14 protein-coding genes are annotated in these 18233 nt (G+C 47.7%); 8 read left to right on the forward strand and 6 right to left on the reverse strand.

What is annotated here, in order from left to right; genetic code table 11:
* From MJZ26_12360 to MJZ26_12370, 3 genes are all read left to right on the forward strand, one after another.
* Nucleotides 1-3083, forward strand: a 3083-nt coding sequence (locus MJZ26_12360) for an MFS transporter (GenBank protein MCQ2106572.1), incomplete at its 5' end; no start/stop codon positions are given.
* 17 nt (nt 3084-3100) lie between these two features.
* A complete protein-coding gene (locus MJZ26_12365; GenBank protein ID MCQ2106573.1) occupies nt 3101-3994 on the forward strand; it encodes a hypothetical protein in 894 nt (297 codons plus the stop codon).
* Nucleotides 3995-4152: 158 nt separating this feature from the next.
* Nucleotides 4153-6468, forward strand: a complete 2316-nt coding sequence (locus MJZ26_12370; protein ID MCQ2106574.1) for a DUF6055 domain-containing protein — start codon at nt 4153-4155, stop codon at nt 6466-6468.
* Between the two features lie 94 nt (nt 6469-6562).
* On the opposite strand, the gene MJZ26_12375 is transcribed toward MJZ26_12370, so the two are convergent.
* From MJZ26_12375 to MJZ26_12390, 4 genes are all read right to left on the reverse strand, one after another.
* The gene (locus MJZ26_12375; protein ID MCQ2106575.1) at nt 6563-7381 is read right to left on the reverse strand and encodes a thioredoxin family protein; all 819 of its coding nucleotides are present in this window, start codon (nt 7379-7381) and stop codon (nt 6563-6565) included.
* Nucleotides 7382-7587: 206 nt separating this feature from the next.
* Complete coding sequence (locus MJZ26_12380) at nt 7588-8979, reverse strand: TrpB-like pyridoxal phosphate-dependent enzyme (GenBank protein MCQ2106576.1); 1392 nt, start codon at nt 8977-8979, stop codon at nt 7588-7590.
* Nucleotides 8980-9196: 217 nt separating this feature from the next.
* Nucleotides 9197-9391: a hypothetical protein gene (locus MJZ26_12385; protein ID MCQ2106577.1), complete on the reverse strand. Its 195-nt coding sequence runs from the start codon at nt 9389-9391 to the stop codon at nt 9197-9199.
* 555 nt (nt 9392-9946) lie between these two features.
* The gene (locus MJZ26_12390; protein ID MCQ2106578.1) at nt 9947-10873 is read right to left on the reverse strand and encodes a PD-(D/E)XK nuclease family transposase; all 927 of its coding nucleotides are present in this window, start codon (nt 10871-10873) and stop codon (nt 9947-9949) included.
* Nucleotides 10874-11312: 439 nt separating this feature from the next.
* Here MJZ26_12390 and MJZ26_12395 point away from each other — a divergent pair, with 439 nt between their 5' ends.
* Nucleotides 11313-11609: a hypothetical protein gene (locus MJZ26_12395; GenBank protein ID MCQ2106579.1), complete on the forward strand. Its 297-nt coding sequence runs from the start codon at nt 11313-11315 to the stop codon at nt 11607-11609.
* A gap of 25 nt (nt 11610-11634) precedes the next feature.
* On the opposite strand, the gene MJZ26_12400 is transcribed toward MJZ26_12395, so the two are convergent.
* The gene (locus MJZ26_12400; protein ID MCQ2106580.1) at nt 11635-11778 is read right to left on the reverse strand and encodes a hypothetical protein; all 144 of its coding nucleotides are present in this window, start codon (nt 11776-11778) and stop codon (nt 11635-11637) included.
* Between the two features lie 53 nt (nt 11779-11831).
* Here MJZ26_12400 and MJZ26_12405 point away from each other — a divergent pair, with 53 nt between their 5' ends.
* Entirely contained in the window at nt 11832-12161 is a 330-nt protein-coding gene (locus MJZ26_12405) for a hypothetical protein (GenBank protein MCQ2106581.1), read from the forward strand.
* Nucleotides 12162-12186: 25 nt separating this feature from the next.
* Here MJZ26_12405 and MJZ26_12410 read toward each other — a convergent pair whose 3' ends face one another.
* Entirely contained in the window at nt 12187-13314 is a 1128-nt protein-coding gene (locus tag MJZ26_12410) for a TIGR02452 family protein (protein ID MCQ2106582.1), read from the reverse strand.
* A gap of 383 nt (nt 13315-13697) precedes the next feature.
* On the opposite strand from MJZ26_12410, the gene MJZ26_12415 reads away from it, so the two are divergent.
* The 3 genes from MJZ26_12415 to MJZ26_12425 all read left to right on the forward strand — a co-directional run bounded on the left by MJZ26_12415 (nt 13698) and on the right by MJZ26_12425 (nt 18136).
* Nucleotides 13698-16829 carry an SNF2-related protein gene (locus MJZ26_12415; protein ID MCQ2106583.1) on the forward strand — a complete coding sequence of 1044 codons (3132 nt, stop codon included), beginning with the start codon at nt 13698-13700 and terminating at the stop codon, nt 16827-16829.
* Between the two features lie 2 nt (nt 16830-16831).
* Nucleotides 16832-17500, forward strand: coding sequence for a DUF4391 domain-containing protein (locus tag MJZ26_12420; protein ID MCQ2106584.1), 669 nt, complete (start codon nt 16832-16834; stop codon nt 17498-17500).
* A gap of 123 nt (nt 17501-17623) precedes the next feature.
* Complete coding sequence (locus tag MJZ26_12425) at nt 17624-18136, forward strand: ImmA/IrrE family metallo-endopeptidase (protein MCQ2106585.1); 513 nt, start codon at nt 17624-17626, stop codon at nt 18134-18136.
* Nucleotides 18137-18233: the final 97 nt, after the last annotated feature.

Genomic DNA, 18233 nt, shown 5'->3' on the forward strand with positions numbered 1-18233 from the left:
ATAGTGCGGCCAAGTACGGCATCCTTAAGGAAATGTTCGGTGTCCGTAACCTGAGTTACGCCAACGCCCTTTTGCAGATCTTTGGCCTGGCCGGCATGATTTGCGCTTCCTGGCTTGTTATTGTAGGTGTGAACCTTATTGACCTTGATGCTCTGCAATCCTATGCCGCAGTTCACCGCATTACTTCCCATTCCGTGGTGATTCCCTGGCTCTTGACTGGCGTTAGCGTTCTTGGCACAGTGGCAAGCTTCCTGATTCCCAAGGTAAAGTACGAAAACAAGAACAGCAATATGTCCAAGGTAAAGAAACACCTGAGCCTGGGCTGGCGTGTGCCCACCCTTCGTGGATCCATTATTGCCCTTGCCATGTTCTGGTCCTTTGCCCAGGTGTTTGTTCTTGTGTTCCAGGATGTGTCCGGCTCCAATGTGATCAACATGTTCCAGGACTACATGATGTTTGCCGTCCTTGGCCTTATGGTGGGTTCCATCTTTGCTGCCAGCCGTTCCAAGGACTTTATTGAGACTGGCTTTATTCCCATGGGCATGATCGGCCTTTCTGTATGTATGCTGCTGTTGCCCTTTATGACTCATCCGGCTGCACTCGTTATTCTGTACAGCCTCACTGGTTTCTTTGGCGGCATGTACCTGGTGCCGGTGAACGCCCTTTTGCAGTACAATACCCGCCCCAACAACTCCGGTTCTGTTCTTGCCTTTGCCAACATGATCCAGGCCCTGGTTCTTATCTTGTTCCTGTTCGCCTATACAGCAATGCTTATGTATACCGGGCTGAACCATAGGTTCTACTTCCTGATTATTGCGGCTATTTCTTTGCTTGTCTTTGTGTGGACCATTTCCAATCTTCCCCAGGCATTGGTCCGTTCCGTGTTGCGCGTGGCGTTCTCCCGCTACCGTATCCGCGTTGTAGGCGTGCAGAACATTCCTAACGAAGGCCCCGTACTTTTGGTTGGTAACCACCATAGCTTTATCGACTGGGCCATGATCCAGATGGCTTCTCCCAGACCGCTCTGCATTGCAAGCAACAAGGACCACTTTGACCGTTGGTACCTTCGTGCTATCCTTAAGCGCCTGGGCATGATCCGTATCGACAGCAGCAATCCGAAGCCCGCCATGGACAAGATCCATGAGGCTCTGCAGGCAGGAAAGGCCGTGGTGATTTTCCCCACGGGCGAAGTTTCCAAGTCTCCTCACGTGGAACCCTTCAGCATCGACTATTCCTCCGCTGTGGAGGGCACCGACGCTTCCGTGATACCGTTCTATATCCAGGGGCTCTGGGGTTCCAACTTCAGCTACAGCGGTTCTGACATGTATGCTTCCGCAGCAGACCGCACTGTCGTGGTGGCCTTTGGCGAATCCATTCCTGCCGATACGGACCCCGATGACGTACGCCACATTGTCCGTAAGATTTCCATTGAGGCCTGGGCCTACGCCACCAACTTCTACAAGCCTATTGCCGAAACTTGGCTCCGTACCTGCAAGAAGTACGTAAAGAACGGCCCTGCCATCTATAGCCCCGAAGGTGCTCACTTCTCCGGCTTCAAGCTGATTGGTGCTGTCATGGGTTTCCGCGGTCTTCTGAAGAAGATTCTTGCAAAGAACGAGACCAACGTAGGTATCATGCTTCCGCCGAGCCCTGCAGGCGTAATCGTGAACCTTGCCCTTTGGACCTTGGGTAAGACCAACGTGAACCTGAACTACACCTCTTCCGTAGATAACGTAAAGTACTGCTGTGAACGTGCAGAAGTTTCTACGGTTATTACCAGCCGCATGTTCGTACAGAAGCTGAAGGGTAGGGGTGCCGACTATAGCCAGGTTGCCTCTGACAAGGTTCGTGTGCTGTATGCGGAAGACCTGATGAAACAAATTCCCAAGGCAAAGATTGCAGCCCATCTTATCTTCTGCGCCATTATGCCTACCTGGGTTGTGAACTTCCTTTACTTCAAGCGTACCAAGCTGGACAGCAATGCGGTTATCGTATTCAGCTCCGGTTCTGAAGGTACTCCCAAGGGCATTGAGCTTACCCATCGCAACATGATCGGTAACATGCACCAGCTGGCCTGTATCCTGAACATCAGCCGTGGCGACGTGATGCTTTCTGAACTGCCGCTGTTCCATAGCTTTGGCCTTACGGTGACCACCCTCTTGAACCTGGTGGAAGGTTGCCCCATTGTGGCGGTTGCTGACCCCACCGACGTAAAGACCATGGCCCGCGTCTGTGCGGAATTCCATGTGACCTGCCTGGTGGCAACGCCTACCTTCCTCCGCGCCTTTACTGTAAGCCGTTACGTACACCCCTTGGTATTCAAGTCTGTGCGCCTGATTATCGCCGGCGCCGAAGCGCTCCGCCCGGAACTGACCACGGCATTCCGCATGAAGTTCGGTAAGGAAATCTTCGAAGGCTACGGCTGTACCGAAACTGCTCCGGTGGCTTCCGTGAACAGCGAAAACACCTTGATGAACGACTATACCACCATGCTGGTGAACAACAAGCCCGGCACCGTGGGCATGGCACTGCCCGGCACCCAGTTCCTGATTGCAGACCCCGATACCAACGAGCCTTTGCCCGTGGGCGAGGCCGGCATGATTCTCATTGGCGGCTGTCAGGTGATGAAGGGTTACCTGAAGGACCCGGACCGTACCGACAGCGTTATCGTGAAGATCGACGGCATTCGCTACTACAAGACCGGCGACAAGGGCAAGCTGGATAGCGACGGCTTCCTTACCATTGTGGACCGCTACAGCCGCTTTGCAAAGTTGGGTGGCGAAATGGTTAGCCTGGGTGCCGTTGAAAAGAAGATCCAGGATACTCCGGTCCTCGAAGGCTGCGATTACCTGGTGACCACCGTTCCCGATTCCGCAAAGGGCGAAAGGATTGTTCTTTTGTACCAAAGCGAAAAGGAACCTGCCCAGGTTCTTTCTGAACTCCGTGCCGCAGACTTCCCGCCCATTATGCTGCCCTCTCTTGCATTCAAGGTGGAGAAGGTGCCTAAGCTTGGCTCCGGCAAGGCTGACTTTACCACCGCCAAGAAGGTGGCCAAGGAACTTGTGGAATCTCGTAAGGGTTAATTCAAAAGCGGGTGATTATGAACAAACTTGGCTTGACTCCGATTAGAACGGTCCGCACCATCGCCTCGGTGGTAGCCCTCATGGGCATGGTATTGCTGGCTATCCAGCGGGTGCTTACGGCGGTGCTGGGAATGGCTCAGGATGCAGTCAAGCTGGGGCTTGCCCGCTATAACAACTTTACGGGGCGCTTTGCCGCACAGAACTTCCCGGAAGACAAGAAACTGCTTGGCCTCTTGAAGGAAGTGCAGGGAATCTTGCCTCAGGCGGATACCGCGCTGACTGTTTTGCTGGTGGTTTCCATCGTGCTGTTGGTTGTTGCCCTCGTGGGGCTTGCATTACCGCGCCAGTCTGCCCACGTGCTGGTGGCTGTACGTATTCTCAAGTGGCAGCCCGAAGTTTCGGAAGACACTCCCGAGGTCGAGGGAACGAACCTTCGTGAAGCCTTGACCAAGGTAGGGGAGGTGCCCCTGAAGAAGCTTGCGATTCCTGCAGCCATCGTGATTGTGATTTCACTTGTAATCTGGATGTTGACCGGTGTAGCCTCCAAGGTGGAGCAGGGCAACAAGGGCGACGAACTTGCCGGCATGCAGGCCAAGGCCCTGGAGTATATCCAGGCACAGCGTTCCTATTTTGCAAAGACCAAGAAAATCGGAAGTGCCCGAGCCTTGCAGTTGCCCGACTCCAGCTCTACGGACATGTTTGACTACAAGATTTCTGCCACAAGATTCCTGGCAACGAGCAAGACCGAAATTGACGGCTGCCCTGCAGGAAGTAAATGGCAGGTGTCCGCCAGCACCAAGGGCATATTCTCGGTGGAACTTTCCCTGTACAGGGGAACACCCAAGGATACTAGCTGCGTCAAGCTTACTCCGGACTACAAGATGCTTGGCCGCGAAAAACCCGCCAAGTAATTTTTGGGCAAGACCTTTATTTAATAAAGCAGGCTAAAAGGCCTGCTTTTTTGCACGTATTTACACATAATTCGACTTTGAAATTTGGTGAAAAGACCTGATACGTGTTTTTTAGGGTATATTTATCTTTGAACAACTTTGTTGTAATTGGAGTGTATATGGGTTGTTTTAAGAATCTTTTGACCGTGGCAGGGATGGTTGGATTGGCTGCGGTTTCTTCCCAGGCTGTAACCTGGAAACCTGTCTGTGTATCGGCTGGCCACACGCTTTTGGCTAATTCCGAACATTTTGAAATTTGCAAGAAGGCTAAGCACGACGATGGAACAGCCAACAACGCAACGTTGGATGCGACTACTGCCCAGAACGCCCTGAAGACCTTGGAAAATATCTTTTCGGTCTATCACGATTCCATGGAATGGATGTACCCGCAACCTACCAATGCCAATGAAAAGTTGAAGAGCGTTGCCTATCTTTTTGAAGATTCCAAGATGAGCGCCCTTTATGGCGGTGCTAATACTGATGCCTGCGTCAAGAATGCAGCAGGGAAGGATGAATGCTCTCCGGGCCTGTGGCTTGGTTCCGGTGCATTCAAGGATTTGTGGGGTCTGGCCCACGAATACGCCCACGGCTTGCAGAGTGTAGCGGGCTGGATGGGCACCAACGCCTATGCCGGCTGGATCTGCGAATCCCACGCCAACTGGATGGCTCATCAGGTGAACCCCACCGATGCCCATTACTGTTCCGAGGCGCTGATCAATTTCCCGTACCTGTATTACGGCTCTACCCGTGACCGCTATTGCAACTGGCAGTTCATGGAACACCTTAAGGAAGAATTCGGTGGCGGCTGGAAGGGCGTTAAGGCCGTGAATCGCATGTGGATGAACAAGATCAACGATGGGGAAAATGGTTATGACACCCAGACTCCTTTTGACGCCATGATCGGAGCCTACGACTGGAAGTATACCGACCTTACAGAACAGCTGGGCAAATTCGCCATGAAGAACGCTACCCTGGAATACCAGGGCGCAAAGAAGGCTCTTTACAAGAAGACCTGGGGCGACTACGAGTTTGCTACCCGCAGAGCTACTGGCTATGGCGATATTTACCGTAGGCACGGCCGCGTGACCATGCTAAATAAGATTGATAGTTCCTATCAAGTTCCCAGCTACTGGGCGCCGCAGCGCTTTGGCTACAACCTGGTTCGCCTCTATCCCGATTCTGTAGGTAAGGTTACGGTGAAGTTCCGCGGTATTGTTCAGGAATCCAAGGCCGCTGCCTACGGCTGCAAGGGCAACGAATCCTACTGGGCTTACGAAGGCGGCAAGTGGGTGTCCAAGACCCGCTGCAATCTTTCGCCGGATGTAATGCCCGATCCGGGCTCCAGCTGGACTGTTGGGCTGGTGGCCGAAGGTGCCGACGGCACGCCCCGCTATAGCGAAATGAAGTCCGGTACCGCCTTCAATCTGGAAATTGAAACGAAGGCTAACGACAAGGCCTTGTGGCTTACGGTAACGGCCACACCGAAGGATCTTTACGCCATTACCTGGGACCAGTTCTACTATACCATCTACCGCTATCCGTACATGATCCGTATGGAAAACGGCAAGCCCGAGGGCTATGAGCCGGGGGCATGGAAACCCGCTGGCTATAAGGCCGGCAGTGGCGATTCCGAGGGCACGGCAACCGGCTTCAAGCGCCACGAAAACGGCGGCGGCTGGATTAGCACCAAGGCCAATGTGGCTGCAACTGTTTACGTAGGACCCGACGCTGTGGTAAACGGCGGCACCATCAGCGGAAATGCCCGCATCGAAGACTTTGCCGTAGTGAACGGCGGAACCATCAGTGGTAAGGCGGTTGTCCGCGGTCGCGCTCTGGTGACTGCAGGCACCATGGGCGACAACGCCGTGCTGGAAGACGACGCCTGGCTTGTAAGCGGTAGCATTACCGGCAACGCCAAGGTGGGCGCGCTTTCTATTATCGTGAATACAACCGTTACCGACGACGCCCAAGTGCAGGGCGTAATGTGGGCGGTTTCTGGCAAGAAACTGAGCGGTACCGCACAGCTCCGCGGCGACCTGGAAAACAACTTCAGCCAGCAGCTGACCAAGGGCGTTTTCTACGGCATGGTAGACGACGGCATGCTTAATGACGCTACCTACGGCGCTAATTTTGCGGAAGCCCCCAAAGAAGCAACCGCAGATTTTAGCGCAGCCAAGTGGTATGCCATCGACGAAGACAAGGTGGACGTGCCGGAAACGCCCGACGAACCCGGCGACGTTACAGAACCCGGCGACGAAACAGACCCCGGCGACGATACAAAGCCCGGCGAAAACGAAAATCCCTCAGGCTTTGCAAACCAGGTTCGTCCGGCTGCTCCTGCGGCCCTCAATAGGGCCAAGTACGACATCAAGGGCCGCACGCAGAACCTGAACTCCACCCGCAGCCGTCGCAACAAGTTCTACAAGCTATTCTAAAAATCAAACCCCTTTAAAAACAAAATAGAGCCCGGTGCTGTACCGGACTCTTTTTTAATTCGCTTTTGCCTAGTGCTTTAGGTAAGCCGCAAAACTACTTGCACTTAAAGCCCTGCAGTTCCAGGCCCGCCTTCATTTCGGCGTAGGTGGACTTGCGCTGCATATTCATAGCCTTGATGAAGGGGCTTTCGTTTGCAGTGTGCAGCCTGAAACCGGTCATGGTTTCTTCTACAGTTCCCTTGCCGCTCTGGATGAACATCTGCTTCAGCTGTGCGCGGCGGCCTTCCAATTCCGGAGTCACGAACACATCGGTAACCAGGTCCACGTTGTCGATATGATCGTCGGTAATCACGAGGTTCATGGTCACGTGATTCTTGATACCGCCGAACTGACCGTCGGTGGAGCAGGAAAGCTTTTGGGTGCCAGCCTTTTTCTTAGATGCAGCCTTTGCGGGCTTTGCAGGCTGGGCCTTGGGAGTGTACTGGAGAGCGGCAAGCAAATCTTCTTCGCTGGCGGCGCCCTGAATGCGGTTCACAATGCGGCCATCCTTAATCAAGAAGAAAGTGGGGAAGGCCTGGATGGGCAAGGTATTCTTGATCTTCTGAACGTTGGGTTCGTCAAAGCCTACGGATGCCACCTTCACGTCGGGATACTTCTTTGCGATATCGATAAGGGTGGGAATCATGATAAGGCACGGCGGGCAGCTGGAAGAGAACACATCCAGAATGGTGGGCCTGTCGGTGTTCATGATTTCCTTTTCGAAGTTGCTGTCGTCTACGCGGACAATCTTGATTACTTCATCCTGGGCGGCCTTTGCAGCCTTTGCCGGAGCGGCAACAACACTTGAGAAAGCACCCATGGCGGCAACCATAGCTACCGCACCAATTACAGACTTGAACTTAAAAAACTTCATAAAAAATCCTTTGCCTAACGCAACGCAGTATAGAAATATTTTACGTCATAGGCTAGGGCTATAGTGAACGCTGCTCGAGACGAAAACGAAAAATTGCGACGCACAAAAAAAGCCCGCGGGCATAAACCCACGGGACATTTTAGTTTAAAGCGGAAAGTTTAAAGCCTAAAGATCCTTTGACCTTTATCCTTTAACCTTTACACTGATTATCCTTCAACCTTCGGAAGCTGAGCAAGGCTCTTAGCCAGGTCTTCGTCGGTAGGAATGTAGTCGTTCATTTCACCGTCGTTGAACTTCTGGTAAGCAACCATGTCGAAGTAGCCGGTACCAGTCAGGCCGAACAGAATGTTCTTGGCTTCGCCGGTTTCCTTGCACTTGAGGGCTTCGTCGATAGTAGCGCGGATAGCGTGGCTGGATTCCGGAGCCGGCAAGATACCTTCGGTCTGAGCGAAGAGGCGTGCAGCTTCGAACACCTTGGTCTGTTCCACGGAAGCAGCGCGCATGTAGCCCTGATCGTAGAGTTCAGAAAGGATGGAGCTCATGCCGTGGTAACGCAGGCCACCAGCGTGGTTTGCAGACGGAATAAAGCCGGAGCCCAAAGTGTACATCTTGGCCAGCGGGCAAACCTTGCCAGTATCGCAGAAGTCGTAAGCGTACTTACCGCGAGTAAGGCTGGGGCAGCTTGCCGGTTCGATAGCCAGAATATCGTAATCAGCTTCGCCACGGAGCTTTTCGCCCATGAACGGGGAAATCAAACCACCCAGGTTAGAACCACCACCAGCGCAACCGATGATCATGTCGGGCTTCACGCCGATCTTCTTGAATGCAGCCTGAGCTTCCAGGCCGATCACGGACTGGTGCAGCAGAACCTGGTTCAGCACGGAACCCAGAACATAGCGGTAGCCTTCCTGAGTCACAGCAGCTTCAACAGCTTCGGAAATAGCGCAACCCAGAGAACCAGTGGTGCCCGGGAATTCTTCGTTGATCTTGCGGCCAACGTTGGTGTTCATGGAAGGAGACGGAGTAACGGAAGCACCGTAGGTGCGCATCACTTCGCGACGGAAAGGCTTCTGTTCGTAGGAGCACTTCACCATGTAAACCTGGCAGTCGATGCCGAAGAAGGCGGAAGCCATGGAAAGAGCGGTACCCCACTGGCCAGCGCCAGTTTCGGTGGTCACACCCTTGAGGCCCTGCTGCTTGGCGTAGTAGGCCTGGGCGATAGCGGAGTTCAGCTTGTGGCTGCCGCTGGTGTTGTTACCTTCGAACTTGTAGTAAATGTGAGCCGGAGTGCCGAGAGCCTGTTCCAGGAAGTAGGCACGAACCAGCGGAGACGGGCGGTACATCTTGTAGAAAGTACGGATGTCTTCGGGAATTTCGATATATGCGGTATCGTTGTCCAGTTCCTGCTTGACCAGTTCGGAGCAGAACACGCCTTCCAGTTCGGCAGCGGTCATGGGCTTGCCGGTACCCGGGTTCAGCAGCGGTGCCGGCTTCTTCTTCATGTCGGCACGAACGTTGTACCAAGCCTTCGGCAGTTCAGATTCTTCCAGGTAGACCTTGCAAGGTCCGTCAATCTTCAGGGAGGAGCAATTACGCATATTAATCCTTTTGTTAGTTAAAAGCCGTTTTTTGCAACCGAAAAACTCAAAAAAGCCTGAACTTCGCCATAACTCGCTGGATTTCTCGGAATTTCAAAAATTAACGCATATAATTTACTCAAAAATTGCTCGAATGAAACGCAAATTTCCTTATTTCTTTCAATTTTTAAAGGGAAAAATGATTTTTGGGTGCCCACGCGGGGGTAGCTCTCGCAGCTCAGGCTTCCTTGGGGTACTTTGGGGTACTTTCATCTTGTTCTTTCCAAAGGTCCATGTACATAAAGTCGATATCTGTTTCAAATTCATCCGTATAGAATATTTGGAATCCTTTTGATTGATAAAAAGGAATCGCGCTTTCTAACGGTTGTAATATTAAAATTCTAACGCCGGCGATAGATGAATCTTTCTCCATCGGATAACACATTACAAAAAAATGTATCCAAAGAAACTGGGTCGTCATCCTCGGTTGGGTCATATGGAGAAAAACAGAAATAACCACGTTTGGAAATTGCTGTAAAATCGTCCTCTGTGCAAGGAAGAAGGGAGTACTGTTTTGTATTGCACATTGATTATTTGCTTTCGTGTTTTTCGTTACGAGAAACAGGACGCAAATATTTTGGGAACTTAGGCTCGCCAAACAAGTATTCTAGCACTTTGTTGACCTGTGACGGATGAACCACGGCGGGTCTAAGATCGGGGAAAACGGCCATTGCTTTGATCCTTTTTCTGTAAGTTTATGTAATAAACTTGGGAACTAGACTAAACCGGTTTAGTTCTGGCAACGCACCGTATCCAGGTGGTATTGAGAATATAAAATGTGTTTTGGGATAAGTCAAGTCTCAAATGTGAATGTTGGTCATTTTGCAAACAGTTGTTGACATTGGTATGTGCATAATTTGCACATACCATTCCAGGCCCGAAGAAAAGGAAACCCCGTTCAAAGTTGAACGGGGAGCTTTATTAGCTTTTACAGCAGGCCGTGTTGTTTAAGGATTTCTGCGTATTTGTCGGCACGGGCTTTTTCTGCTTCCTGCTCTTGTTTAATTGCGGCGAGTTCCTGTTTGTTCGCTGCAAGCTCCTGCCTATTGGCTTCGATGGCTCGCTTTTGCTCGGCAATTTCTTCTTCTTGCTGTTTGATCAATTCTTCGGTGTACTTGCGGGTAGAAATCGCGTCGAGTCTACGGCGTTCTTCCATTTCCTTGCGGTAGGCTTCGATTTGGTCTGCACTGAAAGCCATAAGATCCTCGTACACATCTTCAAAAGGTTCAACCCGGGTGGGTGTCGCGATAAATTTACACAAATCCAAAAGGTTTTGCAAGTATTCGCTGTTTTTGCCAACATTTTCGCGGATTGCCTGTTCAAGATAGTTCAGCTGGATAATGCACCAGTGCATGGTGTCGAATTTGAACATGCGATTTTCCTGTGCGGAAATATCCAAATTCAAGAGCCATGATGTGTTCGGGAAAATGCAATCCTGCGAAATGATGATCTGGTAGCATTTATTTAGTTCCTTATATTTAGCGCCCTTGGCTGCCTGGGAGGCGTAGAGCTTGGCCCCGTAATACGAAAGCCGCTTGGCGTAATCGTCCTTTTCGGTCCATAGCTGGACTTCTACATCGGCCTCGTCGCCATCGTCCATGACCACGCGAACGTCAAAGCGTGAGGTCTTTTCGGTTTTAGGCTGCGTGGATGCGAAGGTTTCTGTAACCAGAGGCTCCGCCTTTTGCAGTTTCTTGCCAATGAGCGTAGACATCAGCTGCCGCAAGTTTTCCCGGGATTTTGGGTTATCGCGGGTGTACACGTACTTGAAGGTACAATCCGCCAACAGCGAGGCGATTTCAGTTTTTGGGGATTCGTTGTGAGCGAAGGTGCTTGCTGATTTTTGTGTGGGCATATTATCTCCTATAAGAAAAAAACACTTGATTAACTCAAGTGTTCAGGAGACGATTCGTAACGCTCGGGATGTAATATAGTTATGCCGCCTATTTTGTAAAGGGCGGAAATGTAAAAGAACAGTAAATTCAGTTGTCAAGGCTTTCGCTGATGGAAGAGGTTGTATCAAAATTTGCGACAACCACTCAACATGGTGCTATTGAAGAAAACATCACATGTGCAAAATTTGCACGTATGGGCGTTGACAGAGACAAATTAACAGCAACTGGCTAATCTAAAAATTTTAGGGTAAGTAGAACGGAAAAGGAGAGTGCCTTGACAGTCGTTTAGTGTAATTGTACATTGAGAGTAAGATGACTTTGCTCGCCTCTTTATAATGCATTCCCAGCAAGTTTTTTTACTGATTGGAGAATAATGAACTGAAAAATCGGTTCATGCATGTGGACTTTAAAGGTCAAAAACCAACGATTGATGCTAAAAAACCAACGATTGAAACGAAAAAAGCAAAGATTGAACTGGCTGTGGAAGAATCCTCGTTTAATAAGACCGCTAAGGAAAATTTGCTGAAATTTGTTCGGGGCGTAGAGCTAGACGAAATTTTTGGTGTTTCTAGAGTAAGGGAAATCGTCGTCTGCGGAGCCTCATCGGCGTCGGCTGCCTTGAAAAAGTTGCAAGCCCTCGATTTGATAGAACCTGTTGTGGGCCACGGCAAGGGAAAGTTCCGTTTTAAAATGTGAATCACGAAACTCTATCCAGGGAAATTTACTTTCCCTTCCTTGCTGCATCGATTTCTGCGTTGATTTCATCTAGACTCATGTCGGTGACGCCCGCTTCTTGAGCTTCTGCAGATAGAGCTTGCATAATTCGAAGCATCTGGCTGGCAGATGATATGTAATTGTCGCCCAATAGGCGACCTCGCGCTACACGGGAAAGGATATCTTTAAGTCAAAAAGGAGGCCATGATGGATGCCGGAAACCTGCAATTCTGTTTTTACTACAAGGGGGAGGAGGAATGCCCTTACGACCGCAAGTCCCCGGATTACGACAACGACGCCGGATTCGCCTGGATGTCGGAATCCATTTGCTGCAAGATTGACGATATGGACGTTGATCGATTCCTGGACTTTATCTGCGCGCACATGGGCAAGTGGGACCCCTACGACTATGTGGACCGTTTCTGCCGCTATCTCTTGGCAAACACCAAGATACCCTTGGAACAGCGCATTGCCTTCGCCAAAAAGCATTTTGTCAGGAATCACCCCATACACAAGAAGCTGAAGGGACTATAGTTTTCAAGGCAACAATCAGCAAATTTTATTGAATAATCCGTCTAAATGTATCGTAATTTTCTGTTTCTGTAGGTTTGCAGTAAACGGCGAATTCGATACAATCAAAGGATCCCTTGAAATCTCCTAGCAATTTTGCATATGCACTTGCAACAACTTCAGGATTGTTATGGAAAGCACCGCAACCAAAGGCTCCTAGAACAAGGACGTCAATATTATTATCCTGTGCAATCTTAAATATTTGTGCTCCGCGACTAATGTGTGCATCGTAAAGTTCCTGATCGTTTAGGTCTAGGGGGTAACGCCGGTCATAAAGTCTTGGTGCGGCACAAGAAATAACATCAACTTTTGTCCATTTTTCTTCGGGAAGGCGGACTGGCTCCTTATCATCGGTTTTTAAGATGACGATATCCTTGCTATACAAACAGGCATCGGAGTAAAAAGCCGTACCTAACTTTCTATGAAAATTGTAATAACGATTCCAATTAGTTTTTGTGCAAAGTACAGGATAAAGGGTTGAACAACGACACAAGCCCTCTTCTTGTGCGGAACTTCCTCTAAGGACATGTCCTCCGGGCTGTACCGCAGATGCAAAGTTGAGTACAGCAATTCTCTGTCCTGGAAATTCTTTGGACAATTCTACCGCAGCTTCAAAGGTCCTATGATTTGTTACACGGATATCGGTGTTCTTGCTTTGGTTTTGGCGTGTTTTCGCATATAGAGAACCGGCAGGGTAGAACTTGGTTGACTTAATAGAATTTTCTACAAGAGATTCGAGAACCTTGGATTCATGGATCATTTCCAAAGTGTCTTTAAAAACATCAATTCTTTTTTGGTGAGGAAAATCCATTGGCCTTCTAGGGGCATCAAGCTGCGCTTTCCAAAAACGATTAATGAGAATCGAGAAAACAGGTTGGTCACAGTTATCTAAAGCGTCCTTGATATTTTCTTTTTTAAGAACGTTTGACCAGACCTTGCTAAAGTTGAAATTGGGATTTCCCATGAAGTCGTACAGAAAAATGTCCCGTATCTCAATTTGATCGTTTAATATAATATCGGCCTTTACATGGCAATCACAAGCTCCAGTTGCATATTCTTCCATATGGATGTCAGTTACGTGGTACTTTTTGTTTTGAATTTCGTGAAAGTTGCTCATGATAAAACCCTTTTTGATAGAAATATACCTTATAACGCCGTAAAAATGTCGCTTTGATGGCGACGTCGTATTTTTTTTGCACAGGTAGCATGTTTATAGGTTAAGGATCAAAAATGAATAATTTTAATAGCCGCATTTGTATGTAAATAGAGAATTGCTGCGACTAATTAACCATTTTCTATTTATATTTCCTCCAGTAGCTTCCCTTTTGCTCTGGGGTATTTTTTTACATGGATCCGCGCTTAATTAACAATATGTCCGAGAAGGTTGTAGATGACCTTCGTAAAAACATTACCCCTAAGTCAAAATTATCTATAGCGGCGGCCAGTTTCTCGCTTTTTGCGTTTGAAACATTAAAAGAAGAACTCGAAAAGGTTGATTCTTTGCGGTTCATCTTTACTTCACCGACTTTTGTGAAGGGCGAAAATCCTAAAGAAAGTCGTGAATTTGATATCGAACGTTTTGCCCGTGAGCAAGCTCTTTTCGGTAGTGAGTTTGAGCTAAAACTTCGTAATCAACTAAACCAGAAGGCGATTGCGGTTGAATGCGCCGAATGGATCCGCAAAAAAGCCAAGTTCCGTACCAATACCACAGAACAGAATTTCCAGACATTTTTGCATGTAAAGCAGCAGGAAGATGACGCTCTTTATACTCCGTTCAATGATTTTTCTGCGGTAGGCCTTGGCATAGAAAAAGGGAACAACATAGCCTACCTTTGCAACAGAATCTCTGCACCACTTTCTAATGCCTTCATCAATACCTTTAATGAATGCTGGGTGGATTCAAAAAAGTTTGAAGATGTGACCCAGAAGGTGATTGATAGCATTGCTACTGTCTATAAGGAAAATTCGCCTAACTTTATCTATTTCGTAACGCTATACAACATCTTCCATGAATTTTTAAACGATATTAGCGAAGATGTTTTGCCAAATTCCGCTACTGGTTTTAAGGAATCGGCCATCTGGAAAAAACTTTTCAATTTCCAAAAAGATGCTGCCCTTGCCATTATCAACAAGTTGGAAATGTACAACGGTTGCATATTGGCTGATAGCGTTGGTTTGGGTAAGACTTTTACTGCTCTCGGCGTTATCAAGTATTACGAACAGCGCAATAAGGATGTCTTGGTTCTTTGCCCGAAGAAATTGAATAACAACTGGGTGACTTACAAGAATAATCAAACGAACAATCCTGTTGCCTGCGATAGATTCCGTTACGATGTTCTCTATCATTCAGACTTGTCTCGTGAATCAGGTTATACAAACAGCATTGATTTAAGCCGCTTTATTTGGAACAATTACGATTTGGTGGTGATTGATGAATCCCACAACTTCCGTAATGGTGGCGCTGCAGCAGATTATCTTGACGATGAAATCGATCAGGAACCATTAAAAGAAAATCGCTACATGCGGTTGATGAATCAGGTTATTCGAAAGGGCAAAAAGACCAAGGTTCTGATGCTCTCTGCAACACCTGTGAATAACCGCTTTAACGATTTAAAGAATCAGTTGCAGTTGGCCTACGAAGGCGATGCCGAAAAGATGGATTCCTTGCTCAAGTTAGATAATGGCATTGAATCTATTTTTAAGCAGGCTCAGGGTGCCTATAATGCGTGGGCCAAATTCCCTGCAGAAGAGCGTACTACGGAACGACTCCTTGAAATGCTTGATTTTGATTTCTTTGAGTTGTTAGATTGCGTAACTATAGCTCGTTCCCGTAAGCATATTTCCAATTTCTACGACATTAACGATGTGGGCAAATTCCCCACGAGAATGGCTCCGCTGTCGGAATCTCCGGATTTGACAGATTTGCCGGGAGTTGATTTTGATAGTATCTATACCTTGCTTACTCAGTTGCAGATGAGCGTGTATAGCCCAGCTCGTTTTGTTCAGCCTAGTAAGATTAGCGATTACATTGATAGCAGCGACGAAAAAGAAATGTTGCTGGGTCGTGAAACGGGTATTCGAAAGTTGATGAGCATTAACATGCTCAAGCGTTTGGAAAGCTCCGTTTACGGTTTCCAGCTGACATTAAATAGATATCACGAATTGGTGAAGTCTATTGTCAAGAAAATTGATGACTTTGAAGCTACACAAAATGCCGGTGGTGTTACAAAGAACTCTGCTGATTGCAAGGTGACTTACGATGCTCGGTCAATCAACGAAGCTGACGATGAATTTGTGGTAGGGAAGGATGTTCAATTTAGCCTTGCCGACATGGATTATGTAAAATGGAGAAATGAACTAAAACAAGATTTGGCTGTTCTTGATCGCCTGCAGGATCTGGTCAAGGGCATTTCTCCTGAACATGATTTGAAGTTGCAGACTCTGTTTAAGGCTATCTGTAACAAGATTGATAATCCCATAAACACTGATTGTGCTGGTAATGGCAATAAAAAGGTCATCATCTTTACGGCTTTTGCAGATACGGCAGAATACCTGTATGATCAGCTATCGGGTAGAATCAATAGCCTTTATGGAATCCACACAGGCCTTGTGACTGGCCAGGTGGATGGTCGTACCACATTAAAATTAAAGAAATCTGACTTTAATACGGTTCTGACATATTTCTCACCGATTTCCAAAGAACGCGCTCTTTTGAAGAATGTTGAACCGGGTGATATTGACATCCTGATTGCGACAGACTGTATCAGTGAAGGTCAGAACTTGCAGGATTGTGACTATCTGATTAATTACGACATTCATTGGAATCCAGTTCGCATTATCCAGCGCTTCGGCCGAATAGACCGTATCGGCAGCAAGAACGAAAAAATCCAGTTAGTCAACTTCTGGCCCAATGTTAGCCTTGATGAATACATCAAGTTGAAAGACCGTGTTGTTGCACGAATGAAGATTTCTGTGATGACTGCAAGCGGTGACGAAAACCCCATCAGTGCCGAAGAAAAGGGAGACCTGGAATATCGTAAGGAACAACTGCGTAGATTAAAGGAAGATGTGGTTGACTTGGAAGATATGAAGGGCGGGGTAAACATTGTTGACCTCGGCCTGAACGACTTCAGAATGGATCTTCTGCAGTATCGCGAAAATCATCGAGAAATCGAAAAAGCTCCCAGCGGTATTTACTCCATCGTTCCTTCTTCAAAGGATATGGAACCGGGGGTTATCTTCATATTGCGTAATCGAAATAATGCGGTAAATATCCGAAGCAAGAATCGCCTGCACCCCTTCTATATGGTGTATTTAAAAGACGATGGTTCTGTGCTTTGTGACCACCTTTCGCCAAAGCGAATGCTGGACTTGATGCGCCATGCATGTAAGGGTGTTTGTGAACCGTTTATAGATTTATGCGATGCGTTCAATAAGGAAACTGCCGATGGTCGCAAGATGGGTAAGTATAGCGACATGCTGCAGCAGGCTATTGCTTCGATTATTGAAGTCAAGGAAGAATCCGATATTGACAGCCTCTTTGGTGATGGAGAAACAACTGCCCTCAGTAATGAAATTCGTGGTCTTGATGACTTTGAACTTGTTACATTCCTAGTGGTACGAAAGGCGTAATTATGATTAATTTACCAAGCACCACTCAATTTGGGAAAGTCGTTCCCAAGGAAAAGTTCTATACGAAGCTTTCGGTGTCTTCTGCAATCAAGGGAATGTTCGTCCGCTATGTCGAAAAGATTATTTGGCAAAACAAACTGACTGCAGATACAATGGGCGTAGAAAAAGGGGAGAACGTTGTTGAAATCGATGTTCTTGAAATTGTGCTGAAGCAGCGTGAATGCCCCAGGGAACTTCTGGATTTTATCGACAAGAACCTGCATCATCATAATGTATTCGTGTTAACATACGATGGCAAAAGCACCCTTGCGGCAAACTTCAAGGAAAAAAGCAATGACCAGAACCTTGCTCGCTTTTTTCGTACGTCTTGGATAGACGATTCCGAGCCCTTGTTCAACATTGCTGGCAATACCCTTGACGCCATCTACGAATCCATCATCCGCAGCGCTGATGCTGAGAATGTTTTTGCAGTGCAGTCTTCTGAAAACGTCATTGCGAGCCCCGAAGGGGCGTGGCAATCTGGCCAATCACTCAAAGACCAAATCGCCCAAGTCAAACAAGATGAAAAAGTCAAGGCTCAAATCGAAAAACTTGAAAAGAAACTCGCCAACGAAAAACAGTTTAACCGCCAGCTGGAAATAAGAGCGGAAATAAAGAAATTGTTGCGCTGAAAGTGACTTGATGGTCTGTGTTGGAAAAGAAGTGGTTATGTGCTCAAATGCACAGACCGGTAGTGGTGGTCTTGTCTCATATTTTCATTTTGATTATATTTGGCTTATCACCAAGGAGTTGTCATGTCTGATATTGAAGAATGCGGATGGGGCAGAGCTACGATACGTAATATCGCGAATAAGGTTCGCGAAGTTTCTGGCTTTGATCCGAAACAAAATACAGACTTCAAGACTATTGTTGAAATGTTTGGTGGAAAAGTTTCCAATAACAAAGATGTTTTCTTTGGCGATACGATTGATGTTTTAGGGAAATTAGATTTTACAATTAAGCTACATCCTTTGGCGACAACAGAACGTCAGCGTTTTACTCTAGCTCATGAACTTGGACATTATTTCTTGCACTCTAGGCAAGGTGAAATTCCCTTAAGAGCTTTTCGCTTAGGGACAAGCCTTGCTGAGCGAGAAGCTAATTATTTTGCAGCAGAACTCTTAATGCCCGAAGATATGTTCAAGGAGGACTTTGCAAAATTACCGCAAGGTCTTGATTCTGATGGACAAATATCCAAAATGGCCGAAATGTATCATGTGTCATTTTTGGCGGCCAGCGTTCGTATTTCTTCTTTAGGTTTGCATTAGTTTTATGGATGTATTGGACCCAAAAGAGCCGCAAGTGTACATTTTTTTGAGGCATCATCAACATGTGTGGAAGCATTTAGGCAGCCTTGCTAGATGA

Origin of the sequence: Fibrobacter sp. (assembly GCA_024398965.1) — a bacterium.
In the GTDB taxonomy this organism is placed as follows: Bacteria; Fibrobacterota; Fibrobacteria; order Fibrobacterales; family Fibrobacteraceae; genus Fibrobacter.